Origin of the sequence: Cupriavidus necator (genome assembly GCF_013141915.1) — a bacterium.
Taxonomy (GTDB): domain Bacteria; phylum Pseudomonadota; class Gammaproteobacteria; order Burkholderiales; family Burkholderiaceae; genus Cupriavidus; species Cupriavidus necator_B.
Map to the genome: position 1 here is coordinate 69,518 of NZ_SROX01000002.1, position 23,691 is coordinate 93,208.

Annotated in this window: 24 protein-coding genes; 19 read left to right on the forward strand and 5 right to left on the reverse strand. The window is 66.1% G+C overall.

Annotation, left to right across the window (positions count from 1 at the left end; genetic code table 11):
• The first annotated feature begins 20 nt into the window (after window positions 1-20).
• Window positions 21-1,253 (forward strand): glycosyltransferase family 87 protein, encoded by a 1,233-nt coding sequence (locus tag E5S69_RS05275; RefSeq protein WP_171513982.1) that lies wholly within the window; start codon window positions 21-23, stop codon window positions 1,251-1,253.
• Window positions 1,254-1,283: 30 nt separating this feature from the next.
• Here E5S69_RS05275 and E5S69_RS05280 read toward each other — a convergent pair whose 3' ends face one another.
• Genes E5S69_RS05280 through E5S69_RS05290 form a run of 3 tightly spaced genes read right to left on the reverse strand, consistent with a single transcriptional unit; the run spans window position 1,284 to window position 4,758 of the window.
• A complete protein-coding gene (locus E5S69_RS05280; protein WP_423766616.1) occupies window positions 1,284-2,309 on the reverse strand; it encodes a glycosyltransferase family 2 protein in 1,026 nt (341 codons plus the stop codon).
• Window positions 2,310-2,351: 42 nt separating this feature from the next.
• Window positions 2,352-3,587 carry a glycosyltransferase family 87 protein gene (locus E5S69_RS05285; protein WP_171513984.1) on the reverse strand — a complete coding sequence of 412 codons (1,236 nt, stop codon included), beginning with the start codon at window positions 3,585-3,587 and terminating at the stop codon, window positions 2,352-2,354.
• Window position 3,588: 1 nt separating this feature from the next.
• Entirely contained in the window at window positions 3,589-4,758 is a 1,170-nt protein-coding gene (locus tag E5S69_RS05290) for a glycosyltransferase family 87 protein (protein ID WP_336510568.1), read from the reverse strand.
• A gap of 1,162 nt (window positions 4,759-5,920) precedes the next feature.
• Between E5S69_RS05290 and E5S69_RS05295 the strand changes: the two genes are divergently transcribed.
• The 16 genes from E5S69_RS05295 to E5S69_RS05370 all read left to right on the forward strand — a co-directional run bounded on the left by E5S69_RS05295 (window position 5,921) and on the right by E5S69_RS05370 (window position 19,914).
• On the forward strand, window positions 5,921-6,094 hold the full coding sequence (locus tag E5S69_RS05295; RefSeq protein ID WP_171513986.1) for a Flp family type IVb pilin: 174 nt from the start codon (window positions 5,921-5,923) through the stop codon (window positions 6,092-6,094).
• An 87-nt stretch (window positions 6,095-6,181) separates the two neighbouring features.
• Window positions 6,182-6,355, forward strand: coding sequence for a Flp family type IVb pilin (locus E5S69_RS05300; protein WP_171513987.1), 174 nt, complete (start codon window positions 6,182-6,184; stop codon window positions 6,353-6,355).
• Window positions 6,356-6,436: 81 nt separating this feature from the next.
• Window positions 6,437-6,610 carry a Flp family type IVb pilin gene (locus tag E5S69_RS05305; RefSeq protein WP_171513988.1) on the forward strand — a complete coding sequence of 58 codons (174 nt, stop codon included), beginning with the start codon at window positions 6,437-6,439 and terminating at the stop codon, window positions 6,608-6,610.
• Between the two features lie 34 nt (window positions 6,611-6,644).
• The gene (locus E5S69_RS05310; RefSeq protein ID WP_171513989.1) at window positions 6,645-7,157 is read left to right on the forward strand and encodes an A24 family peptidase; all 513 of its coding nucleotides are present in this window, start codon (window positions 6,645-6,647) and stop codon (window positions 7,155-7,157) included.
• A 78-nt stretch (window positions 7,158-7,235) separates the two neighbouring features.
• A complete protein-coding gene (locus tag E5S69_RS05315; protein WP_171513990.1) occupies window positions 7,236-8,654 on the forward strand; it encodes an ATP-binding protein in 1,419 nt (472 codons plus the stop codon).
• A gap of 42 nt (window positions 8,655-8,696) precedes the next feature.
• Window positions 8,697-9,542, forward strand: a complete 846-nt coding sequence (gene cpaB, locus E5S69_RS05320; RefSeq protein WP_171513991.1) for a Flp pilus assembly protein CpaB — start codon at window positions 8,697-8,699, stop codon at window positions 9,540-9,542.
• A 71-nt stretch (window positions 9,543-9,613) separates the two neighbouring features.
• A complete protein-coding gene (locus tag E5S69_RS05325; RefSeq protein ID WP_171513992.1) occupies window positions 9,614-11,491 on the forward strand; it encodes a type II and III secretion system protein family protein in 1,878 nt (625 codons plus the stop codon).
• Window positions 11,492-11,514: 23 nt separating this feature from the next.
• Window positions 11,515-11,850: a hypothetical protein gene (locus E5S69_RS05330; protein ID WP_171513993.1), complete on the forward strand. Its 336-nt coding sequence runs from the start codon at window positions 11,515-11,517 to the stop codon at window positions 11,848-11,850.
• A 25-nt stretch (window positions 11,851-11,875) separates the two neighbouring features.
• Window positions 11,876-13,177 carry a TadE/TadG family type IV pilus assembly protein gene (locus E5S69_RS05335; protein WP_171513994.1) on the forward strand — a complete coding sequence of 434 codons (1,302 nt, stop codon included), beginning with the start codon at window positions 11,876-11,878 and terminating at the stop codon, window positions 13,175-13,177.
• A gap of 9 nt (window positions 13,178-13,186) precedes the next feature.
• Window positions 13,187-13,720: a TadE/TadG family type IV pilus assembly protein gene (locus tag E5S69_RS05340; protein WP_236901231.1), complete on the forward strand. Its 534-nt coding sequence runs from the start codon at window positions 13,187-13,189 to the stop codon at window positions 13,718-13,720.
• Window positions 13,717-14,187, forward strand: a complete 471-nt coding sequence (locus E5S69_RS05345) for a TadE/TadG family type IV pilus assembly protein (RefSeq protein ID WP_236901232.1) — start codon at window positions 13,717-13,719, stop codon at window positions 14,185-14,187. The genes E5S69_RS05340 and E5S69_RS05345 overlap by 4 nt, the downstream gene beginning before the upstream one ends.
• 64 nt (window positions 14,188-14,251) lie before the next feature.
• Entirely contained in the window at window positions 14,252-15,445 is a 1,194-nt protein-coding gene (locus E5S69_RS05350; RefSeq protein ID WP_171513995.1) for an AAA family ATPase, read from the forward strand.
• Between the two features lie 62 nt (window positions 15,446-15,507).
• Complete coding sequence (locus E5S69_RS05355; protein ID WP_171513996.1) at window positions 15,508-16,881, forward strand: CpaF family protein; 1,374 nt, start codon at window positions 15,508-15,510, stop codon at window positions 16,879-16,881.
• Window positions 16,882-16,926: 45 nt separating this feature from the next.
• Window positions 16,927-17,904: a type II secretion system F family protein gene (locus tag E5S69_RS05360; RefSeq protein WP_171513997.1), complete on the forward strand. Its 978-nt coding sequence runs from the start codon at window positions 16,927-16,929 to the stop codon at window positions 17,902-17,904.
• 73 nt (window positions 17,905-17,977) lie between these two features.
• Entirely contained in the window at window positions 17,978-18,949 is a 972-nt protein-coding gene (locus E5S69_RS05365; RefSeq protein ID WP_171513998.1) for a type II secretion system F family protein, read from the forward strand.
• Window positions 18,950-19,140: 191 nt separating this feature from the next.
• On the forward strand, window positions 19,141-19,914 hold the full coding sequence (locus E5S69_RS05370) for a metallophosphoesterase (RefSeq protein WP_171513999.1): 774 nt from the start codon (window positions 19,141-19,143) through the stop codon (window positions 19,912-19,914).
• 115 nt (window positions 19,915-20,029) lie between these two features.
• On the opposite strand, the gene groL is transcribed toward E5S69_RS05370, so the two are convergent.
• Both groL and groES read right to left on the reverse strand, forming a co-directional pair.
• Window positions 20,030-21,673, reverse strand: a complete 1,644-nt coding sequence (groL, locus tag E5S69_RS05375; protein ID WP_171514000.1) for a chaperonin GroEL — start codon at window positions 21,671-21,673, stop codon at window positions 20,030-20,032.
• A 47-nt stretch (window positions 21,674-21,720) separates the two neighbouring features.
• On the reverse strand, window positions 21,721-22,011 hold the full coding sequence (gene groES, locus E5S69_RS05380; protein WP_008644494.1) for a co-chaperone GroES: 291 nt from the start codon (window positions 22,009-22,011) through the stop codon (window positions 21,721-21,723).
• 527 nt (window positions 22,012-22,538) lie between these two features.
• Here groES and E5S69_RS05385 point away from each other — a divergent pair.
• On the forward strand, window positions 22,539-23,312 hold the full coding sequence (locus tag E5S69_RS05385) for an SDR family NAD(P)-dependent oxidoreductase (RefSeq protein WP_171514001.1): 774 nt from the start codon (window positions 22,539-22,541) through the stop codon (window positions 23,310-23,312).
• Window positions 23,313-23,388: 76 nt separating this feature from the next.
• Window positions 23,389-23,670: a hypothetical protein gene (locus E5S69_RS05390; protein ID WP_171514002.1), complete on the forward strand. Its 282-nt coding sequence runs from the start codon at window positions 23,389-23,391 to the stop codon at window positions 23,668-23,670.
• Window positions 23,671-23,691 lie beyond the last annotated feature (21 nt).

Sequence of the window (23,691 nt, forward strand, 5' to 3'; positions counted from 1 at the left end):
GCTTTTCCCGGGGGAACAACATGCCCGTAGCAACCGAAAACGCGCACGCGTACGCGCGCGCCGCGGCAGTCCGGCACGGCTGGCTCAACGCCGAACGCGTGCGTCTGTATGCCGCCGCGCTGCTGGTCATTGAATGCGCGTTGGTGGGCGCATGGTGGTATGGCCACTGGGTACTGTCGCATCCCGAGATCCGCTCGATGGGCTGGGACTTTGCCGTCTACTGGAGCGCTTCCGGTCTGGCCCAGGCGCTTGGCGCGCCGGCCGCCTATGACTGGGAACTGCTGCGCGTTGCAGAAAGGCCGCTGCTGCACGACACCTTCGGCCCCTTTGCCTACCCGCCCACCTTTCTGCTGATGGTCTACCCGATCGCGGCGGTGTCGTATGGGGTCGCGCTGCTGCTGGTCTCGGTCGCCGGCATCGTGCTTTACCTTGGCACGGTCAGGGCGGCGCTGGGCAAGGCGCCGGCCATGTGGCTGTTTCCCGCCTTGGCGTTTCCCGGCCTGTGGGCCGCGCTGCTGGCCGGGCAGAATTCACTGATCACCGCCGCCGCCTGCTGTGCGGCGCTGCTGTTAATGCGGCGCAACGCGCTGGCCGCCGGTGCCTGTATCGCGCTGCTTTGCATCAAGCCACAGTTGGGCGTGCTGTTTCCGATGCTGTTGCTGTGCGAGCGGCGCTGGCGCGTGCTCGCCAGCGCCACGGCATGTTCGGCCCTGTTTTTGGCACTGCCCGCGCTCAGCTTCGGACCAGACATCTACGCTGCCTTCGCGCACAGCATGGCCATGTTCCGCGCCACCGTGGCCGAGCATGACACCGTGATCCTGCGCGGCGCGCCGACGGTATTCGGCGTGCTGCGTACCGCAGGGATGGATCTTGCGCCGGCTTACGTCCTGCATGCCATTGCGGCAGCCATTGCCATGGCGGTCTGCGCATGGATCTGGCTGACGCGCGCGCGCCGGGAGCTCAGCGCATCGGCGCTGGTGGTGGGCACGCTGCTGGCGCAGCCTTACATGATCTATTACGACCTGGCGTGGCTGGCGATCCCGCTGGCATTGTTGAGCGTCGACATGATGCGCCACGGCAGCCACTGGCTGGAGCGGCTGGTGCTGTTGCTGGCCTGGCTGGTGCCGGCCCATGCGCTGTTGGTGGTGATCGCGCTGCCGACGCCGCAGGTGGCCCCGGGGGTTCTGCTGGCGCTGCTGTGCGTGATTGCACGCCGCCATCTGCTGGCGCGCCGCGCGGGCCAGCCGGCATAGGCAGGCGCCGCGACCTGCGCGCGCCGGCGCTCAGTTACGCTTGCCGGCCACCAGCGAAATCACGCGCCCGTTCCCCCCTGCGCGGCCAAGAGGCGGACGTTCCTGGCGACGCTCCTGGTAGCGGCGCTTGACCAGGTAGATCGGGCGGCCCTTGGATTCGTCGTAGATGCGTCCGATATATTCGCCCACCACGCCCAGTCCGATCAGCTGCAGGCCACCGAAGAACAGCAGCAGCGACAGCACCGACGCATAGCCTGGCACGTCGACACCCAGCACCATGGTACGGACGACGATAAACATGCCGTAACAGAACGCCAGCATCGCGATAAAGCTGCCGAGGTAGGTCCAGCTCCGCAGCGGCAATGAGCTGAAGCTGGTGATCCCTTCCAGCGCCAGGTTCCACAACCGCCAGCCCGAGAACTTGGATTTCCCGGCGCTGCGCGGCGCGCGCTCGTACTGCACAACCACGGTATTGAAGCCTACCCAGGCAAACAGTCCCTTCATGAAGCGGTGCCGTTCGGGCAACTGCTTCAGTGCATTGACCACGGCACGGTCCATCAGCCGGAAGTCGCCGACATTCTCCGGGATCTTCAGCTCCGACAAGCGGTTGTGCACGCGGTAGTACGCCGCTGCGGTCATGCGCTTCAGGAACGAATCGGTGGCGCGGCTGGCTCGCTGCGCCAGCACCACCTCGGCGCCCTGGCGCCAGCGCTGGACCAGCGTGGGGATCAGTTCAGGGGGATCCTGCAAGTCAGCGTCGATGGGGATCACGGCGTCGCCGCCCGCCTCGTCGATGCCGGCGGTCAGCGCCGCTTCCTTGCCGAAATTGCGGGTCAGGTCGATCACGCGCACGCGTGCATCGCGCCGCGACACTTCCACCAGCGTGGCCAGCGTATCGTCAACGCTGCCGTCATTGACACAAACGATCTCGAAACGGACGCGCGGGATCGATTCCAGGATCGGCATGACGCGCGAGAAGAACGCGTGCAAGGCCTCGCTCTCGTTATAGCACGGCACCACCAGCGACAGCAGCGGCGACTCTGCAAAGTTGCTCATCATTGTTTTCTCCCCGGTGCGCCCTGCCTGCGCGCTTTGTCTTCAGGCATCGCGCGATGCCTTGCCTGTCCGTTCCTGGCGGATCCGCCAGACCCCCAGCGCCAGCGCCAGCATCAACCCCAGTGGCATGGGCTGGAAGCCAAACCAGCTCCCCACCGACATGCCCCATAGCGGCAGCAGCCACAACAGCACCAGCAATTCGCGCTCGCCACGCAACCAGCCGTGGCGGTGTCCATGCAACCCCAGCCACGCAATGGCCAGGCCGAGGAATGCGAGGTCGTAGTCATAGAGATAAGCCGGCACCAGCAGCCCGGCGCACACCAGCACGGCGGCGCGCAGCGCGAAGCTGCATGGACGCGCCCATGCATAGATCACCGACGCCAGCGCCGCCGCCGCGACCATGCCATGCAGCATGGTCGCCAGCACCAGGCTGTCCGACAGCATCTTCACCGCCGCGAACACGGTCGGCATGCGCGGCAGCAATGCCGCACCATGCAGCAGTTCGGCGGCGGCGCGGCCAGCGTTGCCCAGGAAAGCGGCAAAGGGCGCCGTGCCGAACGCGAGTAGCGCCACCAGCGCAAGCGCAAGCGCCGTCGCGGCCATCGCCCCCAGCGCACGCCAGTTGCGAGCGCACAGCAATGCCAGGGGAAACATCAGCGCGAGATGCGGCTTCACCGTCACCAGTCCCAGCAGCACGCCGGCCAACACCGGGCGCGAGCGCAGGCAGGCCAGCCCCAGGCCCGCGCAACCGGCCAGCCACAGCGCGTTCTGGCCTGTGGCCAGCACCACGGCGATTCCCGGAAACGCCACGCCGGCGAGCCATGCATTGCGCGGCAGCGTGCGGCACAGCGCAAGCGCATACCACCCTGCGCCGCCGGCGAGGAAGATGAACGTGGCCAGACCGTACGGCAGCAGGCCGAAGCCCAGCACGAACAGCAAGAACGTGGGCGGATACAGCCACGGCAGCACGCCGTCACCGACCGCCAGCCCCGGCACGGCCGCAAGCTCCACTTGACGCAGCATCGCGTAGTCGTAGGGTGCGGCCGCGCCGTGGGTCAGCGCCAGCTTGGCCGCGCCCCAGAAGACGACGAAGTCCGCGCCCGGGGCAAACACACCGGGCACCGCGAACACGCAGGCACGCAAGATCCAGACGCCGAAATACAGCGCATAGCAGGTCAACGCCACGCAGGAATAAAGATGCATGCGTTCGGCATCCAGCCAATGGACGGCCGGCGCGCCAAACAGCGGCCGGCGCATGCCCGAGTGCGCGGCGCTCATGTCAGGCTCCCACGGCTTGCGCCACGGGACGCGCTTGCAGCGCCCGCACGCGACGCACCGCGTTCAGCATCAACAGCGCCGATACCAGCGGCCCCACCTGCGGCAGGCCGAGCAGCGGATTGGCGTGCTCGAAGACCGGCAACAGCCAGGCCGCCACGAACAGCAGCTTCTCTCGGCCGGATAGACCATGACGCAGCCCGTCTGCAACCAGGCCGGCCACCGCGATGCCCATCCAGGTCAATTCATAGTGGCGCACATATGGTGTAGCCAGCAGTGCCCCGGCTGCCAGCACGGCGGCGCGCAGGGGCGCCTCGCGCGTATGGGACCAGACATAGGCCACTGCGCCCGCGGCGGCGAGCGCGGCCAGGCCTTGCACAACGTATGCCGCCGCCGGGCTCAACCCTGCGAGCTGGGCCGCCGCAAGCACAGACGGCATGCCGTACCAGCCTTGCGGCGTGCCCTCCATCAAGTTTTCGCGTGCCCATGCAGTACTTTGCAGGAAGGCCGGGATCGTCTCCCAACCACATACCGCTACGCTGGCGGAGACAAAAAGTACCGCGGTAACCCCCGCACTAAGCAGGGTCCGCCAATGCCGCCCGGCAAGCAGTGCCAGCGGCACCAGCAATGCCAGTTGTGGCTTGATTGCAAGCAGACCGATCAGCACGCCGGCGAGCAACGGGCGCTTGCCCAGCAGGGCGACCGCACCGCCCGCCAGCGCTGCCGTCAGCAACGCATTCTGCCCCAGCACGGCCGAGATCAACACCGCTGGCGCTGCCACCACAGGCAGCCACAGGCCGCCTTGCGTCACCGGTCCCGCGCCCAGCAAGCGTCCGATGACGCGAAGGTAAGCGTAGCCACTGCCGGCGACGAACAGCAGGTAGCTGAACGGCAGCGGCAGCAGCGCCAGCGGCAGTGCCAGCAGCAGAAACGTCGGCGGATACAGCCAGGGCAGCACAATCCCGCTGTCGGCGCCCAAAGGGCCATAGGCCTTCATCACCTCGAGATGCCTTGCGAGGTCGTAGGCGTGCACGGGCCCTTCGCTGAGCGCCAGGTAAGACGCGCTCCAGAACACAGCAAAATCGACGCCCGGCCGGCTGACATGGCTGTCGGTAAAGCCCCTGCTGAAACACGCCCAGGTCACCATCAAAAGCACAAACAGCAGCAGCACCACACCGCTGTAAAGGCGCACGCGGTCCAGTCCCAGCCATGTGCGCGCACCCTGTCCGCGCGTGACCGGCTGCATCGATATCTGCGTCATGGAAGCCCCCGTTATCTTTTCTGTACGGGCTGTCTCTACAAGACTTGCGCAGCGGATACCTGCAGCAATGAGACGCCCTGTTTTTTTTAGTCTTGTTGCGCCAGGGCATTAACGCAAGCCATTGGCAGGCCGACAGCCTGGCCGGTACGCCATGAAACGGGGCATGGACCACCAACGTTTCGATTCTGAATCACCATTACGCCAGCACCCGCCATGTCGCTGTGCGCAAGGCTCTGCAGGAGAGCACGGCATTGGGTGACCGCCATCGCGAGGCAGCATGCGCTGTGCCGATGTTTCTATCCGGAAACGTTGGCCCCGCAGGCAAACCGGCTCCTCCATCTGTCGATCTCCAGCCGGTGGCCCACCCCTTCGCTTCCCGCGTGCTCAACCAGGCGCCGTAGTCGTCGCGCCGGTCCTCATGCTTATGGTTGAGCCGCACAGGCGCAACGCGATGGCATGCACCGAGGCGGCTCCCGAAGGCCCTCATCCAAAGGTTGCGTCATCCAAATGACTTTGCCGCACAAGCGTTTCCTGGCGGTAACGAGCCTTGGCCGAGAACCGGTTTTTTCCGCCGCGCCGACGCGGGCCGGACTGCGACGTTGCCCGCCAGGCCTTGTGGCACAACGCCTTGCGTGAGGGTGGCCCGCGCTTTGCCTATGCCAGGCATGCGGCGCACTGCCTGACGCACCGCAACTGCCAGCACAGCGCTTGCCGGCAGCCAGACATACACAAGGGGAGCCTGACCATGCCAGCCGATCGCCAGCTCGCGTTTCCGCATCGCCATGCCGCGCAAGCCGCCTGCGCCCGCCGCGGCAGCAGCGTGCGACCGCGCCAACTGGATCGCGCCGGGCACAGCCATCACTCAGCTCGCTGCATGCACGCCTCGGCCGAGCGCCGGCTGCAGTCGCGCAGCCCCCGCGGCGCACGGGCCGGCGCGGGCCGCTGGCCGTTCCATGCCTGCGCCATTTGTGCACCGCCCGCGTTTCGCTTTACCCGTCGCTGAATTACCTGGCGCAAAACCCGAAGTCATGTCGCAAGAAGCCCGCAGGGGCCCCTTCCACAGTAGGAGATTGTCATGCAAACCCTGAGCCAAGCCCTGAAGCAGTTTGTCTCCGATGAAGACGGCGTCACCGCCATCGAGTATGGCCTGATCGCCGCGCTGATCGCCGTCGTGATCATTGCCACGGTAAAGACCGTGGGCACCAACCTCAGCAGCGTCTTCAGCTTCATCGGCGCGGAACTCGCCTGAGCGATTGCCGCGGACATGGTGCGGACCGCATGCGGTCCGCGCCTTTCCACCCTGTAACGCGTTGCCCTTCCCCCCGAGGAGTCAAGCATGAACCAACTGGTTACCCGCCTGCAGGCATTCCATCGCGATGAAGACGGCGTCACCGCCATCGAATACGGCCTCATCGCCGCGCTGATCGCCGTTGTGATCATTGCCACGGTGCAGACCGTCGGCACCAATCTCACCGCCGTATTCAGCTTTATCGGCGCGGAACTGGCCTGACCTGCCAGGGCGGCGCGGCACAGATGCACCGTGCCTGACGCCGCTACGCCACTGACCAGAACGGACCACCCGGAGAGCACCATGACCCCGTTCCAAGCGCGATGCAAGGCACTGATCGAGGAAGAGCATGGCGTCACGTCGATCGAATACGCGTTGCTCGGGGCGCTGATCGCGATGGTCATCATCGGCGCGGTCAGTGCACTGGGCCGCGAGGTGCATGCGCTCTTCAAGCTGATCGAGACGGAATGGCCCTGAGCCGGGCCCGCAACGAACTCCACGACTGCAAGCCATGACCACCCCCGCCCTCGCCTCTTACATCGGCCCCTGCATCGGCCCCGCCGTCATCACCATCGTGATGGCCGCGGCTGCGAGCGACCTCCATCGCAGGCGCATCCCGAATTGGCTGACCTTTGGCGCGTGGATGCTGGCGCTGCCGGCGCAGGTGGCCCTGCACGGTACGACCGGTGGCGCTGCCAGCTGGGCGCTGGGTTGGCTGGCGGGCCTCGGTGTGTTTTTACCCTTTTACCTGCTGCGCGGCATGGCCGCGGGCGATGTGAAGCTGATGGCGGCGGTCGGCGCCTGGCTGGGCGCCACGATGGCGCTGCAGATCGCGCTTGCGGCCTTTGTACTCGGCGGCGCGTGGGCGCTGGTACTGGTGATGAAGTCGCGCCGGCACGCGCAGCTGGTGCGCAATATCGGCGGCATCCTGCGCACCGGCGCTGGTGGCCCGTCGGTGGGATCCATGCCTTACGGCGTGGCCATCGCGGCCGGCACGCTGGCCATGCTCTTTACCAGTCAATGATCGAGCCAGTGGCAATGCGGCGCCCACAGGCAGCTGCCTGAAAAAGACAACGCTTGGAACGCCGAACGGGGGACAGCAATGATCGAGCATAACGAAACAGGCCGCGCAGCACGGCATCTCGAGCCGGTGCCGCCCAGCGCCCACAACGGGCACGCCGATCCCGGCATGGCCCCAACACCCTCCTGGCACGTCATGCCCCGGACCATCGCCGACACGGGACTGGATATCTCCATGCTGCTCGGCCTGCTGCTGAAGGCCGCGTACCTGCACCGCAGCGTCACCCTGGCGGTGCTGACCGACACACTGAAGCTGCCGGCCACCGTGGTCAACGAAGTCGCTGCCGTGGCGGTGCGCGAGCGCCTGCTCGAGATCGCCCACCGCGGCGCAAGCGACCTCGACGTGCGCTTCCGCCTGACCGACGCCGGCTACACCCGCGCGGCCGAAGCGATGGCGCGCTGCTGCTATGCCGGCGCCGCGCCGGTGACGCTGAGCGCTTATCTCGATGCCGTGCAGCGCCACTCGGTCAGCCATACCTCGGTGACCAAGGCCGACGTCACTGCGGCGTTCCACGACCTGGTGGTGCCGCTGCACCTGCTCGATTCGATCGGCATGGCGCTCAATACGTGCCGCGCATTGATGATCTACGGCCCCCCGGGCAGCGGCAAGACTTACCTGGCCCAGCGACTGGGCGCCCTGCTGCCCGGCGCGGTGCCGGTGCCGCAAGCGATCACGGTCGCCGGCGAGATCATCCAGGTATTCGATCCCCTCGTGCATGTGCCGTTCGACGACAGCGAAACCTCGCTCGCGCGCCGCTCGCAGGACCGCCGCTGGATCCTGTGCCACCGGCCGGTGGTGCTCTCGGGCGGCGAGCTGACCCTGTCGATGCTGGACCTGCGCTATGACGGCACCTCTGGCTTCTACCAGGCGCCGCCGCACATGAAGGCCAATAACGGCATCTACATCGTCGACGACCTGGGCCGCCAGCTGGTGGGCGTGTCCGAGCTGCTCAACCGCTGGATCGTGCCCCTGGACCGCAACATCGACATGTTCACTCTTCGCACCGGCGTGCGCTTCTCGGTGCCGTTCGACGTCTGGCCGGTGTTCTCGACCAACTTGCAACCGTCCGAGCTGGCCGATGAGGCGTTCCTGCGCCGGCTTGGCAGCAAGCTGTACGTGGGCCCTCTGTCACAGGACGACTATCGCGAGGTGTACCAGCGCACCGCCGCCGAGTTCGGCCTGTCCAGCACCGACACGGCGCTCGATTTCCTGATGCAGGGCCTGCATTTCTCCGGCGATACGCCGCTGCTGGCGTGCATCCCGCGGGACCTGTTGCGGCTGGTCGCATCGGGGGTGCGCTACCACGGCCACGCTGCGCAGGTCACCGAAGAAGCGCTGCTCAATGCCTGGCAGAGCTACTACGGGCTGCGGCCTGCACCCGACACCCCGCCGCCCGGCCTGCCGCATCGCTGGCCTGACGGACACCGCGCCGCGGGCTGACACGGCAACCCACACACACGGACCATTGCAGGGAGAGTCATCATGAAAAACACACGCGCAATCCTGATGCTGCTGATCGCCCTCGTCGCCGGCGTCGCGGCGGTGGTGTCGGCCTCACGCTGGCTGGTGCAGCAGTCTTCGAGCGCGGTCAAGCAGGTGGTCGTGGCCACCGTTGACCTGAACCTGGGACAACCGCTCAACGGCAGCCAGTTGCGGCTCGTCAGCTGGCCGTCGGGAAGCGTGCCGCCCGGCGCCTTTGACGACCTGAAAACACTGGAAGGCCGCGTGGTACGCACCAGCCTGCAGCGTGGCGAGCCCATCCTCGATGCCAAGCTGGCGCCGATCGGCACCAAGGGCGGCCTGTCCGCCGTGATCAATGACGGCAAGCGCGCGATCACCGTGCGCGTGAACGATGTCGTGGGCGTGGCCGGCTTCGCGCTGCCGGGCAACTACGTCGACGTGATCGTCAACACCAACGAGGAAGCCAGGAGCACGCAGGCCGGCAGCATCTCGAAGATCGTGCTGGAGAAGATCCTGGTGCTCGCGGTGGCGCAGCAGGTCAGCCGCGACGACACCCAGCCCAAGGTGGTCAATGCCGTGACGCTGGAGGTTACGCCGGAGCAGGCCGAGAAGCTGGACGTGGCGCGCAGCGTCGGCACGTTGTCGCTGGTGCTGCGCAACCAGATGGACGTGGCCGACATCAACACCGGCGGCGCCACCAAGGGCACGTTGCTGGGCAAGGCACCGGAAGCGGCGCCGGTCAGGGTAGTCACCCAGACCGCCACGCGCACCGTGGTCAAGACCCGCACGGTGGTAGCCCAGCCGGCACGCTCGGGCAACTGCATCGGCGTGCTGGCCGGCATGCAGGGCGGCGTCGAGTGCTTCTGAGCCAGCGCGCCAAAGATACGGCCCATTCTCGTCAAACCAGACAGGCATCACGCTCCGGGGGGAGATCCAAAATGAAACACAGCCCAACCAACGCCGCCGGCGGCACCCGCATCCTGGTGCTGGCCGCCATCCTCTGCACGCCGTTCGCCGCGGCCGCGCAGGCCGCCATGGAGGCGGGCAACCTGACCAAGGCCACCACGCCAGCCGCCGCCAAGGCGCCGGCGGGGCCGATGCAGATGACCATCAGCATGACGCCCGGAGCGCCGCCGACGGTCGCGCAGAACACGGCGCCGGCACCGGTGCCGGCCGCCGAGGCGCGCGGCCCCAACTGCACCGGCGCGATCCGCCATGAGTCCAACGTGATCGTGCCGGTCGGCAAGTCGCAGCTGATTCCGCTACCGGAGGCAGTACGCAACCGGACCCTGGGCAATCCCAACGTGGTGCAGGCCACCATGGTGTCACCGCAGACGCTTTATGTGCTGGGCCGCAGTGTCGGCACCACCAACATGATCGTGCAGGGTCGCAGCGGCTCTTGCAGCATCATCAACGTGGTCGTCAATGCCGATGCCGGCGGCCTGCAGACCTCGCTTGGGCAGCTCCTGCCCGGCGAGCCCGGCATCCGGGTGATGACCGCCGCCGACAACCTGGTGCTGACCGGCAGCGTTACCAACGCGCAGTCCGCGCAGATGGCCATGGACATCGCCCAGGCCTACGTCAACGCCGCGCAAGGCGACGGCAACAAGAAGGGCGGCGTGATCAACATGATGTCGGTCGATACACCGCAGCAGGTGATGCTGGAGGTCAAGGTGGCCGAGGTCTCCAAGACGCTGCTGAACCAGCTCGGTTCGACCGTGAACCTGCAAGGCGGCTTCGGCTCCTGGAGCGGCGGTCTGGTGACGTCGCTGCTGACCGGCGCCTCCACCGCGATCTTCGCCAGCAAGGCCAATAACCGGCCGTTCGACGTGGCCCTCGACGCGCAGAAGAACGACAGCCTGGTCAAGATCCTGGCCGAGCCCAACCTCGTCACCATCAGCGGCCAGGAAGCCAGCTTCCTCGCCGGCGGCAAGATCTACATCCCGGTGGCGCAGGCCAATGTGCTGAACGGTGCCGGCACGGTCACGCTGCAGGAAGAGGAATTCGGCGTGGGGCTGAAGTTCACGCCCACAGTGCTGGCCAACGGCCGCATCCACCTGAAGGTAGCGCCGGAGGTCTCCGAACTGTCCCCCACCGGCGCCACGGTGCGCGGCAGCAGCCTGACGGGCCAGACGGTACTGCCGGTGATCACCACCCGCCGCGCTTCCACCACCGTGCAGATGCGCGACGGCGAGAGCTTTGCCATTGGCGGCCTGCTGACGGACAGCGCACGCGGCTCACTGAAGGCGCTGCCGGGCGCGGGCGAAGTTCCCGTGCTGGGAACGCTGTTCCGCAGCACGCAGTACCAGCAGGACCTGACCGAACTGGTGTTCATCATCACGCCGCGCCTGGTCAAGCCGATGCAGACCAACAACTACCCGCTGCCAACCGACAGCTTCTCCACGCCCAACCCGCTGTCGCTGTACTTCATGGGCAATATGGAAGGCAACGGCAAGCCGATGCCGGCACCCGCGCCCGCACCGTCGCAGCCGGCCGCGCCCGCCGCAGCGCCCGCCACCGCACCGGCGGCACCGCGCAGCGAAGCCGCGCCGACGTCGGTTTCGATGGGCCCGGTACCGAACGGCCGCCCGCTGAATGAGCCGGCCGCGCCCGCGGCAGCTCCCTTGGCCATCGCCGCCGCGCCAACGCCGGCCAAGGCAGCACCGGCGCCAGCGCCGGCGGCCGCGGCCGCGCCGCCGGCCGATGACACCGCCGGGCGCATCGCGCGCATCGAAGCCACCGCCGCGCGCCTGGCGCAGGCACGGGCCGCCACTACCGCGAGCACCGCCGGGCGCAACGCCTCGGGCGGCAACTGAACCGCGCCACAGGAGAAACGATCATGAGCAAGAACCTTCAACTCCCACGCGGCGCCGCCGCCGCGGTGCTCGGCACCCTGGCCTGCCTGACGCTGTCCGCCTGCATGACCTCGACCCCCGTGTGGGATCGCCAGCGCGGCGTGGCCCTGGCCACGGTCACGCAAATGCAGATCATCAACCCCGACGCACCGGCGGGCCTGCCCACCGTCACCGGCACCGACGGCAAGACCGCGGTAGCGGCGATGCGGAATTTCGACCGGTCGCTGTCGAAGCCGCAACAGGGCGGCTCGCCCGCCATGACCATCGACTTCGGTGCCAGCGGCTATGGCGGCGTAGGCATGGGCGGCGGCTCGCGCTGATCACAACCAATCCGGGAGCGCCATCATGACCAGACCCAGGTTTCACGGCACCGCGCTGGCGCACCGCCACGCACGGCAGCGCGGCGCCGTCGCCATCATCATGGGGATTGCGATCGTGGTGCTGGTCGGCCTGGTCGGCCTGGCGCTCGATCTGGGCAAGCTCTACGTGGCCAAGAGCGAGCTGCAGAACAGCGCCGATTCCTGCGCGCTGGCTGCGGCGCGCGATCTCACCGGCGCCACGCCGCTGGCGGTGTCCGAGGCGGCCGGCATCACCGCCGGCTCCCGCAACCAGGCTTTGTTCCAGCGCGAGCAGGTGCAGCTCGTGGCCAGCCAGAGCGTGACTTACACCGATTCGCTCGACAATCCCTTCCTCAACAAGGATTCGGTTACCTATCCGCTCAATACCATCAAGTACGTGCGCTGCGACGTCGCGCGCGTGGGCATTGCCCATTGGTTCGCGCAGGTGCTCAATGCCCTGCCCGGCGTGGATATCGGACCCAGCACGGTGGCGGCTTTCGCCGTGGCGACCACCACCTCCGCGCAAACCGCCTGTGCGATTCCGGTCTTCGTGTGCCGGCCCGACACCGCCTCGCCGCCGGTGCCAGGCGGCTATACCATCGGCCAGTGGCTGATCACCAAATCAGGCACCGCGGACAAGGATAGTGTGGCCTATGGTGGCGGCAACTTCGGCTGGGCCGACCTGACCGGCGGCAGCAGCGCCAAGGACCTGGCCAGCCAGCTCAAGGGCGCGGGCCAGTGCAACCTGCCGGCCACGGGCACCGAGATCGGCACCACCGGCGACAAGGCTTCCATTGCCGACGAATGGAACAGCCGCTTCGGCATCGTCAGGGCCGGCAAGACGGTGGGAGTCGCCGATTTCACCGGCTTTGCCTATACGGACGCCACCTGGACCGCCAAATTCAACGCCTACAACGGCAGTTCGAGCGACAGCCTGGGCAATGCGCAGCCGAACTTCCTCGCCGCGCGCAGCGCCTACCGCTCGTACCAGGGCGACGCAACCACGGGACTCGACACGCAAGGCAACCCCTCCGCCAGGACCACGCACGAGGCCGGCGCTGACCGCCGGCTGGTGCTGGCGCCGATCGTCGATTGCTCCACGCTCGCCACAGCCGGCACGCACAAGGTCGCGGTCACCGCCTGGGCCTGCCTGCTGATGGTCGAGCCGATGCAAAAGGGCGGCCGCAACGACACCGTGCGGCTGGAGTACCGCGGCGACTCGACCATGGCGGGCAGTCCGTGCGCGACGCAGGGTATGCCCGGCGCGGGCGGCGGGGCCGGCCCGCTGGTTCCGGTGCTGGTGCAATAGGAGACGGCGATGACACGGCTCTTGATGCTGCGCAAGCCAACGCGCAAGCCCTCACCAAGGCGCCAGCGCGGCGTGGCCGCGGTGGAGTTTGGCATCCTGCTGGCGCCGATGGTGCTGATGGCATGCGGCGTGGCGGAATTCGGTCGCGCGATCTACCAGTACGACACGCTGACCAAGGCGACCCGCACCGCGACGCGCTATCTGTCCCAGTTTTCACCGGACGACGTCAGTTATCCGGCCGCCGCGGCCAAGTGTCTGGCGGTGTACGGCAACAGCGCCTGCAGCGGCGACACGCTCGCGCCGGGGCTGACCACCGGCATGGTGGTGATCTGCGATCGGGTCGATTCGAGCGGGTGCCCCGGCCAGTCATTCAGCAACGTCAATACCTACGATAACCCCGGCGGGGCCGGCACGCCGGCCGGTACCGTGAACCTGGTGGCGGTCCGCATTACCGGTTTTGCCTACTCGCCGCTGCAGTCGTTCATTAATGTGTCCGGCCTGACCTTCAGCGACATCACCACCGTCATGAGGCAAGTGCTATGAAATCCCGCGCTCTGTCTTGCCGTCCCACCGGGACCGGCTCCCGCCAGCATGGCGCCACCATCGTCGAGTTCGGGCTGATCGCGGCGGTGTTCTTCACGTTGCTGCTAGGCATCGCCGAATTTTCGCGCGTGCTGTTCTACTGGAATACGGCTGCCGAGGTGACACGGCTGGGCGCGCGCATGGCGGTGGTGTGCGACGCCGGCGACGCCGTCATCAAGACCCGCATGCGTAACCTGCTGCCGTTGCTGCAGAACTCGAACATCAGCCTCGTCTATAGCCCCGCAGGCTGCGACTCGGACGCGGCCACCGCGCGCGCAACCTGCCAAAGCGTTACGGTCAGCGTGACTGGCGTTACGGTCAACACGGTGATCCCGCTGGTGCCGCTCAGTCTCGGCATGCCGCCGTTCACCACCACCATGACGCGCGAGAGCCTGCGTACGGCTACCGGCGGCACCGTCTGCGGCTGAGCGGCCCCGACAGCCGAACCCTGACATCACACCCAAGCATCGACCAGAGCATCGCGAGGACATCATGCTGAAGATCCTGATCGCATCCGAAGACCCCGAAAGGCTGGCGGAAATCACCCGGCTCAGCGCCGCGGTCGGCAACTTCCAGGCCATGTCGCTCCAGGAAAACCTGGCTCGCTTTCCTTTCCACGCCAGTCGCCTGCGCATGGCGGACCTGCTGATCGTGGAAGTGCACGCCATCGGCCCGGGACAGATGCTAGCCATCGAGACGGTGCGCCAGCAGCACCCCGACCTGCCCTGCATTCTGGTCACGCAGGCGCCCGACTCCGAGGTGTTGATCAAGGCGATGCGCGCCGGCATCCGCGACGTGCTCTCCTGGCCGCTCGACAAGATCCAGTTCGCCGATGCACTCAAGCGCGTGGAGGCCACGCACGTGCCACGCGAGCAGGACGCTGCGCAGGTGATCTCGGTGATTTCGTGCAAAGGCGGCGCAGGCACCAGCTTTGTCGCCGCCAACCTGGGCGATGCGCTGGCGCGCCATCTGGGCAAGCGCGTGCTGGTGGTGGATCTGAACCGGCATTTCGGCGACCTGACCCACCTGGTCAGCGACAAGACCCCGCCTTCGACGCTGCCCGAGATCTGCAGCCAGATCGAGCGCGCCGACGCTGCCTTCCTCGACGCTTGCCTGGTGCATGTGGACACCGGCTTCGACGTGCTCGCCGGCGCTACCGATCCGGTCCAGGCGAGCCAGGTACAGAAAGACAAGCTCGAGTGGATCCTGTCAGTGATGCAGCCCGCGTACGACTTCGTCCTCTTCGATATCGGACAAAGCATCGATCCCGTGTCGCTCGGCATGCTGGACCACAGCGACCGCATCTGCGTGGTGGCCGAACCCGCCATCGCCTACGGCCCGCCGGGGCGCCGCCTGATCGAGATCCTGCGTGCCCTGCGCTATCCGGCCGACAAGATCCGGCTGGTACTGAACCGTACCGGGCGCAAGAACGAAGTGCCGCGCGCATCGATGGAAGAGATCTTCGGCATGAAGGTGGCATTCGCGCTGCCAGACGACCCCTCGGTGGTCGAGGAATCCGTCAGCCATGGCGAGCCGGTGGCCAGGGTGAGCCGACGCAGCGCCATTGCCCGCGCGCTGCACGCGATGGCCACGCAACTGGCGGCGAACCCCGATGAAGAGCGGCGTGCGCGGGCCGAGCCAGTGTCGCCGCTGCGACGGCTGATGCTGCGCGCCAAGAGCACCTGAACGCCACCTCTGCATCGCGCCCGTACGGCAAACCGGCATAACACCTACAAGGGGAAACCATCATGTCCATCCGCGAACAACTGGCCAGCGCCGCTCCAGCCTTCCATGCCAACGGCACCGCATCGATTCAGTTCGGCGGGCAGGCCACGGCGTCGACTTCGCCCGGCTACCACGCACTCAAGCGCGATGTGCACGAGACCGTGCTCGACCGGGTCGAGCTGGAGCGCCTGGCGCGCTTTCCGCAGGAACAGGTAAGGCAGGAGATCGCCGCGCTGGTCAACCTGATTGTCGATGAGCAGAAGGTGCTGCTCAACGACAACGAGCGCCGCCAGCTCACCGTCGAGATCTATGACGAGATGTTCGGCTTCGGCCCCCTGGAGCCGCTGCTGAAGGACCCCACGGTGTCGGACATCCTGGTCAACACCTCACGCCAGACCTATGTCGAGCGCCGCGGCAAGCTCGAGCTCACCGAGGTGGTGTTCTACGACGATGCGCACCTGATGAAGGTGATCGAGAAGATCGTGTCCCGCATGGGCCGCCGCATCGACGAAACCAGCCCGATGGTGGACGCGCGCCTGCCGGACGGCTCGCGCGTGAACGCCATCATCCCGCCCTCGGCCATCGACGGGCCGCTGCTGTCGATCCGCCGCTTCGCCGTCAATCCGCTGCAGGTCACCGACCTGGTCAACCTGCGCAGCCTGACGCCGCCGATGGCGCAGCTACTGCAGGCGCTGTCGACGGCCAAGGTCAACGTGCTGGTATCGGGCGGCACCGGCAGCGGCAAGACCACTCTGCTGAACATCCTGTCGGGCTTCATTCCCGAGGATGAGCGCGTGATCACGATCGAGGATGCGGCGGAATTGCAGATGCGCCAGCCCCACGTGCTGCGACTCGAGACGCGCCCACCGAATATCGAAGGCAAGGGCGAGATCAATCAGCGCGCGCTGGTGCGCAATGCGCTGCGGATGCGCCCCGACCGCATCATCCTCGGCGAGGTGCGCGGCGGCGAGGCGCTCGACATGCTCAACGCAATGAACACCGGCCACGAAGGCTCGCTCACCACCATCCACGCCAACACGCCGCGCGACGCGCTGACGCGGCTGGAGAACATGGTCAGCATGGCCGGGCTGACCATGCCCGCCAAGGCCATGCGCCAGCAGATCGCCTCGGCCATCACCGTGATCGTGCAGGCGGCACGCCTGACCGACGGGCGCCGCAAGATCGTCAGCATCTCGGAAATCACCGGCATGGAGGGCGACATCATCAACATGCAGGAGATCTTCACCTTCCAGCGCACCGGCGTGGACAAGGACGGCACCGTACGCGGCCAGTTCCGCGCCACCGGCGTCTATCCCAAGTTTGCCGAGCGCTTGCGCGTGTTCGGGGTGGGGCTGCCCGATGAAACCTATGACCCGGCCAAGCGCTTCGAAGTCTGACCCGCCTGGCCCGAGATCCGGTCAAGCAACCCGGGGGAGATACACATGAGCACGATCTTCTACGCCTTCGGCATCCTGCTGTTCGTTGCCGTGGTGCTTTGCGTCGAGGGCATCTACCTGTGGTGGAACAACGTGCACGGCCCCGCGGCCAGGCGCATCGAGGCGCGGCTGCGCGCGCTCTCGGCGGGCGGGCACGTCAACGCCGAACGCCTGTCTATCCTGAAGAAGCGCATGCTCAGCGATTCGCCGCGCATGCAAAAGCTGCTGATGAGCGTGCCGCGCATCGGCATGCTCGATCGCTGGCTGGAGCAATCCGGCAGCACGTGGTCGGTGGCGCAGCTGTTCGGCTACTGCGGGCTGGTGGTGCTCTGCACGGTGGCACTGGTGCCCCTGCTGCCGGTGCCGCTACCCATCATGCTGGCCGGCGCCTCGCTGGCGGGCGTGTTGCCGGTGCTGCACGTGATCCGGCTGCGGCACAAGCGGCTCAAGCAGATGGAAACGCAGCTGCCGGACGCGGTCGACATGATCAGCCGCGCGCTGCGTGCCGGCCATGCCTTCAGCGGCGCGCTGGGCATGGTGGGAGAAGAAATGAAGGCGCCGATCGGACCGGAGTTCCGCACCACCTTCGAAGAGATCAACTATGGCGTGGCGCTGGATGAAGCCATGACCAATCTGGCCATCCGCGTGCCGATCAACGACCTGCGCTATTTCGTCATCGCGGTGCTGATCCAGCGCGAGAGCGGCGGCAATCTGGCCGAAATCCTCGACACCATCGGCAATCTGGTACGGGACCGCCTCAAGCTGTTCGACAAGATCCGCGTGCTGTCCGCTGAAGGTCGACTGTCTGCCTGGATCCTGGGGTTGCTGCCGTTCTGCACCGCCGGCCTGATTCTGGTGGTCAATCCCGATTTCATGAGGGTCCTGTGGGAGGACCCGATGGGCTTGAAAATGGTAAGCGGTGCGCTGGTGTCCATGTTCATGGGCGTGCTGTGGATGCGCAAGATCATCCGCATCCGGGTCTGAGCACCGCACAAGGCAAGCAAGGGCCGTACAGAAACATAACAGGCAAGGACAGCCATCCTGACGGGAGTCCATCATGCAAGGCATTATCCAGGGGTTGCAGGCCGACCAGCTGATCATATTGGGCCTGATCTTCGTCGCCGCGTTCGGCATGGTGTTCGGCGTGCTGCATGTGTTCTCGCCCAACCGCATGCGCGGGCGCATGGAACAGCTCGCCGGGCAGGGTGGGCTGGTAACCGATGCGGGCAGGCAGCATGCATGGCTCGACAAGCTGGTGCTGTGGTCCAAGCCGGTTTCGCGGCTGTCATTGCCCAAGCAGGGATGGGAGAGTTCGCAGCTGCGCGTGCGCTTCATGAACGCCGGCTGGCGCAGCGCGCAGGCCGCACCGCTGTACTTTGCCGCCAAGACTGTGCTGGCGGTGGCGCTGCCGATGATCGGGCTGCTGGCGCTGAGTGGCCAGCCCGCCCTGCAGGAGCGCAACATGATGTTCGCGCTGCTGGCAGTGCTGGGCGCCATCGGCTACTACCTTCCCAACTTCGTACTGTCGCGCAAGGTCTCGCAACGCCAGCGCACCGTGTTCGAAGAATTCCCCGACGTGATCGACCTGCTGACCGTCTGCGTCGAAGCCGGCCTGGGCCTGGACGCGGCGCTGATGCGCGTGGCCGACGAACTGGCGCTGCGCTGCCCGGTGCTGGCCGATGAGCTGCAACTGATGCTGCTGGAACTGCGCTCCGGCTTCTCGAAGGAAAAGGCGCTGTCGAACCTGTCGCTGCGCACCGGCGTGGAAGACGTGGACAAGTTTGCGTCGATGCTGATCCAGGCCGACCGCTTCGGCACCAGCCTGGGCGAGTCGCTGCGGGTGCTGTCCGACATGCTGCGCACCAAGCGCCGCATGCGCGCCGAGGAGCAGGCCGCCAAGATTGCGCTGAAGCTGCTGTTCCCGCTGATCTTCACCATCTTCCCGTCGTTGCTGCTGGTACTGCTGGGCCCGGCTTTCATCCAGATCTATCGCGTCCTGTTGCCGACCATGGGGGGACAGGGCGGGTAATACGACCGGGAAACCGCGAACGTTTCCCCCGGCTGTCTCCCGGTGCAACGCCGGCAAGACAGTCACTTGCCCGGAACCGAGGTTCCGGGCTTTTTTGCTTTCCGGGCCAGGCGCAGGACTTGACCGGGCCGGCCGGGTTCTGAAAAATGCAGGCAATCCCCCGCCGCGCGCCCTACTCGCCTGGAGTCCCGATGAAGCTACGCATCCTGAGCGACCTCCACATCGAACACAATCTCCCCGACTCCGTGCCCGCGTGCGAGGCCGACGTCGTGATACTGGCCGGCGACATCGCCAATGGCCGCGACGGCATCGACTGGGCCGTCAGCACGTTCAGCCAGCCGGTGGTCTATGTGCCGGGCAACCACGAGTACTACGAGAGCAGTTTCGATGTCGTAGACCAGAAAATGGCCGAGGCCGCCGCAGCGCATCCGCAGGTGCGGCTGCTCAATGGCGGCGTGGCCGAATTCGACGGCGTGCGGGTCATCGGCACAACCTGGTGGACCGATTACACCCTGTTCGGCTTGGATCGGCGCGACGAGGCGATGCAGGCCTGCGCGAAAGCGATGTTCGACCACCGGTTAATCGAGGTCCGCGGCGACGACGGCCGGATGCGCCAGTTCACGCCGCAGGACGCCCTCGCGCGCCACCGGGCCGCGTCCGACTGGCTGTCGGCTCAGCTGGCGTTGCCTTACGCCGGCAAGACGGTGGTGGTCACGCATCACGGCCCGGACCTCGGCAGCCTGGACCCGCGCTTTTCGCACGACCTCGTCTCCGGCGGCTTCCTGTCGCGCCGGCCCGACCTGGTGGCACGGGCGGACCTGTGGATCCATGGCCATACCCACACCAGCTTCGACTACTGCGTCGATAACACGCGCGTGGTCTGCAACCCGCGCGGCTATGTCAGCCGCCGCACCGGCGAGCTGGAGAACAAGGCGTTCGACTGGTGCCGCGTGGTCGAGATCTGACCCGGCCCGGCCCACCGACGACCGCGTCGACAATCCAAACAAAAACCCCCGCGGACTCGCGCCCGCGGGGGTTTTCATTGCAGCCTGCCCTTGCGGGCAGTCGGCCGGGGATGGATTACATCATGCCTTCCATGCCGCCCATGCCGCCCATGCCGCCCGGCATTGCCGGTGCCGATTCTTCCTTCGGCGATTCGGCAACGGCGCAGTCCGTGGTCAGCATCAGCGAAGCCACCGAAGCGGCGTTCTGCAGTGCGGTGCGGGTGACCTTGGTCGGGTCCAGCACGCCCATTTCGACCAGGTCGCCGTACTCGCCCGAAGCGGCGTTGTAGCCGTAGTTGCCCTTGCCTTCGATGACCTTGGCAACGACGACCGACGCTTCTTCACCGGCGTTCAGCACGATCTGGCGCAGCGGCTCTTCCATGGCGCGCAGCACGATCTTGATACCGGCGTTCTGGTCGGCGTTGTCGCCTTGCAGGGCCGAGATCGCAGCGCGGGCGCGCAGCAGGGCCACACCACCGCCGGGGACGATGCCTTCTTCCACCGCAGCGCGGGTGGCGTGCAGGGCGTCTTCCACGCGGGCCTTCTTTTCCTTCATTTCGACTTCGGTGGCAGCGCCAACCTTGATCACGGCAACACCGCCGGCCAGCTTGGCCACGCGTTCTTGCAGCTTTTCACGGTCGTAGTCCGAGGTCGCTTCTTCGATCTGGGCGCGGATTTGCTTCACGCGGCCTTCGATCGCCGATGCGTCGCCGGCGCCGTCGATGATGATGGTGTTTTCCTTGCCGATCTCGATGCGCTTGGCCTGGCCCAGGTCGTTCAGGCCGGCCTTTTCCAGCGTCAGGCCGATTTCTTCGGCGATGACGGTGCCGCCGGTCAGGATGGCGATGTCTTCCAGCATGGCCTTGCGGCGGTCGCCGAAGCCCGGAGCCTTGACGGCGGCGGTCTTCAGGATGCCACGGATGTTGTTGACCACCAGGGTCGCCAGGGCTTCGCCCTCGACGTCTTCAGCGATGATCAGCAGCGGGCGGCCGGCCTTGGCCACTTGCTCCAGCACCGGCAGCAGGTCGCGGATGTTGCTGATCTTCTTGTCGAACAGCAGCACGAACGGGCTGTCCAGCTGGACCACCTGCTTTTCCGGGTTGTTGATGAAGTACGGCGACAGGTAGCCGCGGTCGAACTGCATGCCTTCCACGACTTCCAGCTCGTCGGCCAGCGACTTGCCGTCTTCGACGGTGATCACGCCTTCCTTGCCGACCTTGTCCATGGCTTCGGCGATGCGCTCGCCGATCGAGGCGTCGCTGTTGGCCGAGATCGCGCCAACCTGGGCGATTTCCTTGCTGGTGGTGGTGGGCTTGCTGACCTTCTTCAGCTCTTCCACGGCGGCGGTGACAGCCTTGTCGATGCCGCGCTTCAGGTCCATCGGGTTCATGCCGGCGGCGACGAACTTCATGCCTTCGCGCACGATCGACTGGGCCAGCACGGTTGCAGTGGTGGTACCGTCACCGGCGTTGTCGCTGGTCTTGGAAGCCACTTCCTTGACCATCTGGGCGCCCATGTTCTGCAGCTTGTCCTTCAGCTCGATTTCCTTGGCCACGGACACGCCGTCCTTGGTCACGGTCGGGCCGCCGAAGCTGCGCTCCAGCACCACGTTGCGGCCCTTCGGGCCCAGGGTCACCTTGACTGCGTTGGCGAGGATGTTCACGCCTTCGACCATCTTGGCACGTGCGGCGTCGCCGAACACTACGTCTTTTGCTGCCATGTTCTGAATCTCCTGAAATCTGTACGGGTGGGGCTACAAGTAACGGATTACTTGTTGACCACGGCCATGATGTCTTCTTCGCGCATGACCAGCAGTTCCTGGCCATCCACCTTCACGCCCTGGCCGGCATACTTGCCGAACAGCACGCGATCGCCGACCTTGACGTCCAGGGCGATGTTGTTGCCCTTGTCATCCTTCTTGCCGGGGCCAATCGCCAGCACTTCGCCTTGATCGGGCTTCTCGGCAGCGTTGTCGGGAATCACGATACCGGACGCGGTCTTGGTTTCGTTGTCCAGACGCTTCACGATCACGCGGTCGTGCAGAGGACGCAGATTCATACGGACTCCTAGATACAAAGTGAGTTTTTGATCACAAATCGGCCGGCTACCGAGGCGACGGCCGTCAGAAATGTTCAGGTGTCGCAGAGGCTGTTAGCACTCACCCCTGACGAGTGCTAATTATAGGGACGGGGTAGTGGCATTTCAAGACAGGTGCCGAATGCGGGTTTTCCCGTAGGAGAGGCGGACCGCTGGCCGTGGCGCAGGATTCACGGAGACATGGCAGCACTTGGTGGTCTTGCCATCGGTGTTGCCTGAGCACGTACCGCCACACCCCCCTGCGGTAAAGCCAAAGTGAAGCCGCCACTCTGCTGTCGCAGCCCCATCAGCCGCGGCTCGCTCCACGAAAAGAAAAACTATCTCGCACGGACACAATATCTGGTTTGCCCGCTCGCAAGAAATCGCCAAAAATTCCCGACATACAGTGTTCTGCTGACGCTAGAACCAGTGCCAACCCGGCATCTAAACCGTGAAGATTTCCTTCCGGTGACAAGCGTCCTTACAGACTTTGAACGGAGTAATGCGAGATGAGCAACGAATTTGCAGGTAGGAAGCTTCTGGTTGTAGGCGGCACCAGCGGCATGGGCCTGGAAACGGCGCGCATGGTGCTAGCCCAGGGCGGTAGTGCGGTGATCGTCGGCAACCGTCCGGAGAAAACAGAAGACGCCCGCAAGGAACTGGCGGCACTCGGCAACGTGTGGGCGTTGACCGCCGACCTGTCGGACGACGCCGGGCTGGCGGCACTGCGCAAGGCCATCGACGAAGACCATGCGGACATCGACCTGCTGGTCAACGCCGCGGGCGTGTTCTTTCCCAAGCCCTTCCTCGAGCATGAGGATGCGGATTACGACCAGTACATGAAGCTGAACAAGGCGTTCTTCTTCGTGACGCAGAAAGTGGCCGCGAACCTCGTTGCCGCCGAGCGCCCCGGCGCGATCGTCAACATCGGCTCGATGTGGGCGAAACAGGCCATCGCCGCGACGCCGTCATCCGCGTACTCGATGGCCAAGGCCGGCCTGCATTCGCTGACCCAACACCTGGCGATGGAACTTGCGCCCATGCGTATCCGCGTCAATGCGGTCTCGCCCGCGGTGGTCCAGACCCCTATCTACGAAGGCTTTATCCCCAAGGCGGAGGTACACAGCGCGCTGCAGGGTTTCAACAGCTTCCATCCGATCGGCCGCGTAGGCACGCCTCGCGATGTGGCCGAGGCCATCGTGTTCCTGCTCTCGGACAAGGCGAGCTGGGTCACCGGCGCCATCTGGGATGTGGACGGCGGCGTGATGGCTGGCCGGAACTGATGCGCGCGGGGCAGTGCCACGAGCCTGCCCTGCATCGCCCCCGCGAGACCCCTTTACCTGGCAAGGAGAAACAAAATTGACCTATCTGCAGATCACTCTCAAGATCGCCGAAGCCAACCGCGGCGCTGCGGCTGGCATCTACCAGAAGTACAAGGCCCCGTTCCTCGCCACCGTCGCCGGCGCCCGGTCCAAGGAACTGCTGGTGCGCGAAGCAGACCTGCAAGTGCTGCACGGCTTTGACTCCAGGGAAAGCGCCGAAGCCTATCTGCGCAGCGAGCTGTTTACCGCCGATGTGGTCGCCAGCCTCAAGCCGCTGCTCGACGCCGCGCCAGACGTCCGTATCTACCAGGTCGCATGATCCTTCATGGCGGGACGCCGT

What these genes read in the sequence shown, in the direction of transcription:
- E5S69_RS05325 (WP_171513992.1), top strand. Translation starts at nt 9,614, where the DNA reads ATGAAACACAGCCCAACCAACGCCGCCGGCGGCACCCGCATCCTGGTG.
- E5S69_RS05370 (WP_171513999.1), top strand. Translation starts at nt 19,141, where the DNA reads ATGAAGCTACGCATCCTGAGCGACCTCCACATCGAACACAATCTCCCC.
- E5S69_RS05275 (WP_171513982.1), top strand. Translation starts at nt 21, where the DNA reads ATGCCCGTAGCAACCGAAAACGCGCACGCGTACGCGCGCGCCGCGGCA.
- E5S69_RS05340 (WP_236901231.1), top strand. Translation starts at nt 13,187, where the DNA reads ATGACACGGCTCTTGATGCTGCGCAAGCCAACGCGCAAGCCCTCACCA.
- E5S69_RS05355 (WP_171513996.1), top strand. Translation starts at nt 15,508, where the DNA reads ATGTCCATCCGCGAACAACTGGCCAGCGCCGCTCCAGCCTTCCATGCC.
- E5S69_RS05285 (WP_171513984.1), bottom strand. Translation starts at nt 3,587, where the DNA reads ATGAGCGCCGCGCACTCGGGCATGCGCCGGCCGCTGTTTGGCGCGCCG.
- E5S69_RS05345 (WP_236901232.1), top strand. Translation starts at nt 13,717, where the DNA reads ATGAAATCCCGCGCTCTGTCTTGCCGTCCCACCGGGACCGGCTCCCGC.
- groL (WP_171514000.1), bottom strand. Translation starts at nt 21,673, where the DNA reads ATGGCAGCAAAAGACGTAGTGTTCGGCGACGCCGCACGTGCCAAGATG.
- E5S69_RS05360 (WP_171513997.1), top strand. Translation starts at nt 16,927, where the DNA reads ATGAGCACGATCTTCTACGCCTTCGGCATCCTGCTGTTCGTTGCCGTG.
- E5S69_RS05385 (WP_171514001.1), top strand. Translation starts at nt 22,539, where the DNA reads ATGAGCAACGAATTTGCAGGTAGGAAGCTTCTGGTTGTAGGCGGCACC.
- E5S69_RS05280 (WP_423766616.1), bottom strand. Translation starts at nt 2,309, where the DNA reads ATGAGCAACTTTGCAGAGTCGCCGCTGCTGTCGCTGGTGGTGCCGTGC.
- E5S69_RS05330 (WP_171513993.1), top strand. Translation starts at nt 11,515, where the DNA reads ATGAGCAAGAACCTTCAACTCCCACGCGGCGCCGCCGCCGCGGTGCTC.
- E5S69_RS05295 (WP_171513986.1), top strand. Translation starts at nt 5,921, where the DNA reads ATGCAAACCCTGAGCCAAGCCCTGAAGCAGTTTGTCTCCGATGAAGAC.
- E5S69_RS05315 (WP_171513990.1), top strand. Translation starts at nt 7,236, where the DNA reads ATGATCGAGCATAACGAAACAGGCCGCGCAGCACGGCATCTCGAGCCG.
- cpaB (WP_171513991.1), top strand. Translation starts at nt 8,697, where the DNA reads ATGAAAAACACACGCGCAATCCTGATGCTGCTGATCGCCCTCGTCGCC.
- E5S69_RS05300 (WP_171513987.1), top strand. Translation starts at nt 6,182, where the DNA reads ATGAACCAACTGGTTACCCGCCTGCAGGCATTCCATCGCGATGAAGAC.
- E5S69_RS05335 (WP_171513994.1), top strand. Translation starts at nt 11,876, where the DNA reads ATGACCAGACCCAGGTTTCACGGCACCGCGCTGGCGCACCGCCACGCA.
- groES (WP_008644494.1), bottom strand. Translation starts at nt 22,011, where the DNA reads ATGAATCTGCGTCCTCTGCACGACCGCGTGATCGTGAAGCGTCTGGAC.
- E5S69_RS05365 (WP_171513998.1), top strand. Translation starts at nt 17,978, where the DNA reads ATGCAAGGCATTATCCAGGGGTTGCAGGCCGACCAGCTGATCATATTG.
- E5S69_RS05350 (WP_171513995.1), top strand. Translation starts at nt 14,252, where the DNA reads ATGCTGAAGATCCTGATCGCATCCGAAGACCCCGAAAGGCTGGCGGAA.
- E5S69_RS05305 (WP_171513988.1), top strand. Translation starts at nt 6,437, where the DNA reads ATGACCCCGTTCCAAGCGCGATGCAAGGCACTGATCGAGGAAGAGCAT.
- E5S69_RS05310 (WP_171513989.1), top strand. Translation starts at nt 6,645, where the DNA reads ATGACCACCCCCGCCCTCGCCTCTTACATCGGCCCCTGCATCGGCCCC.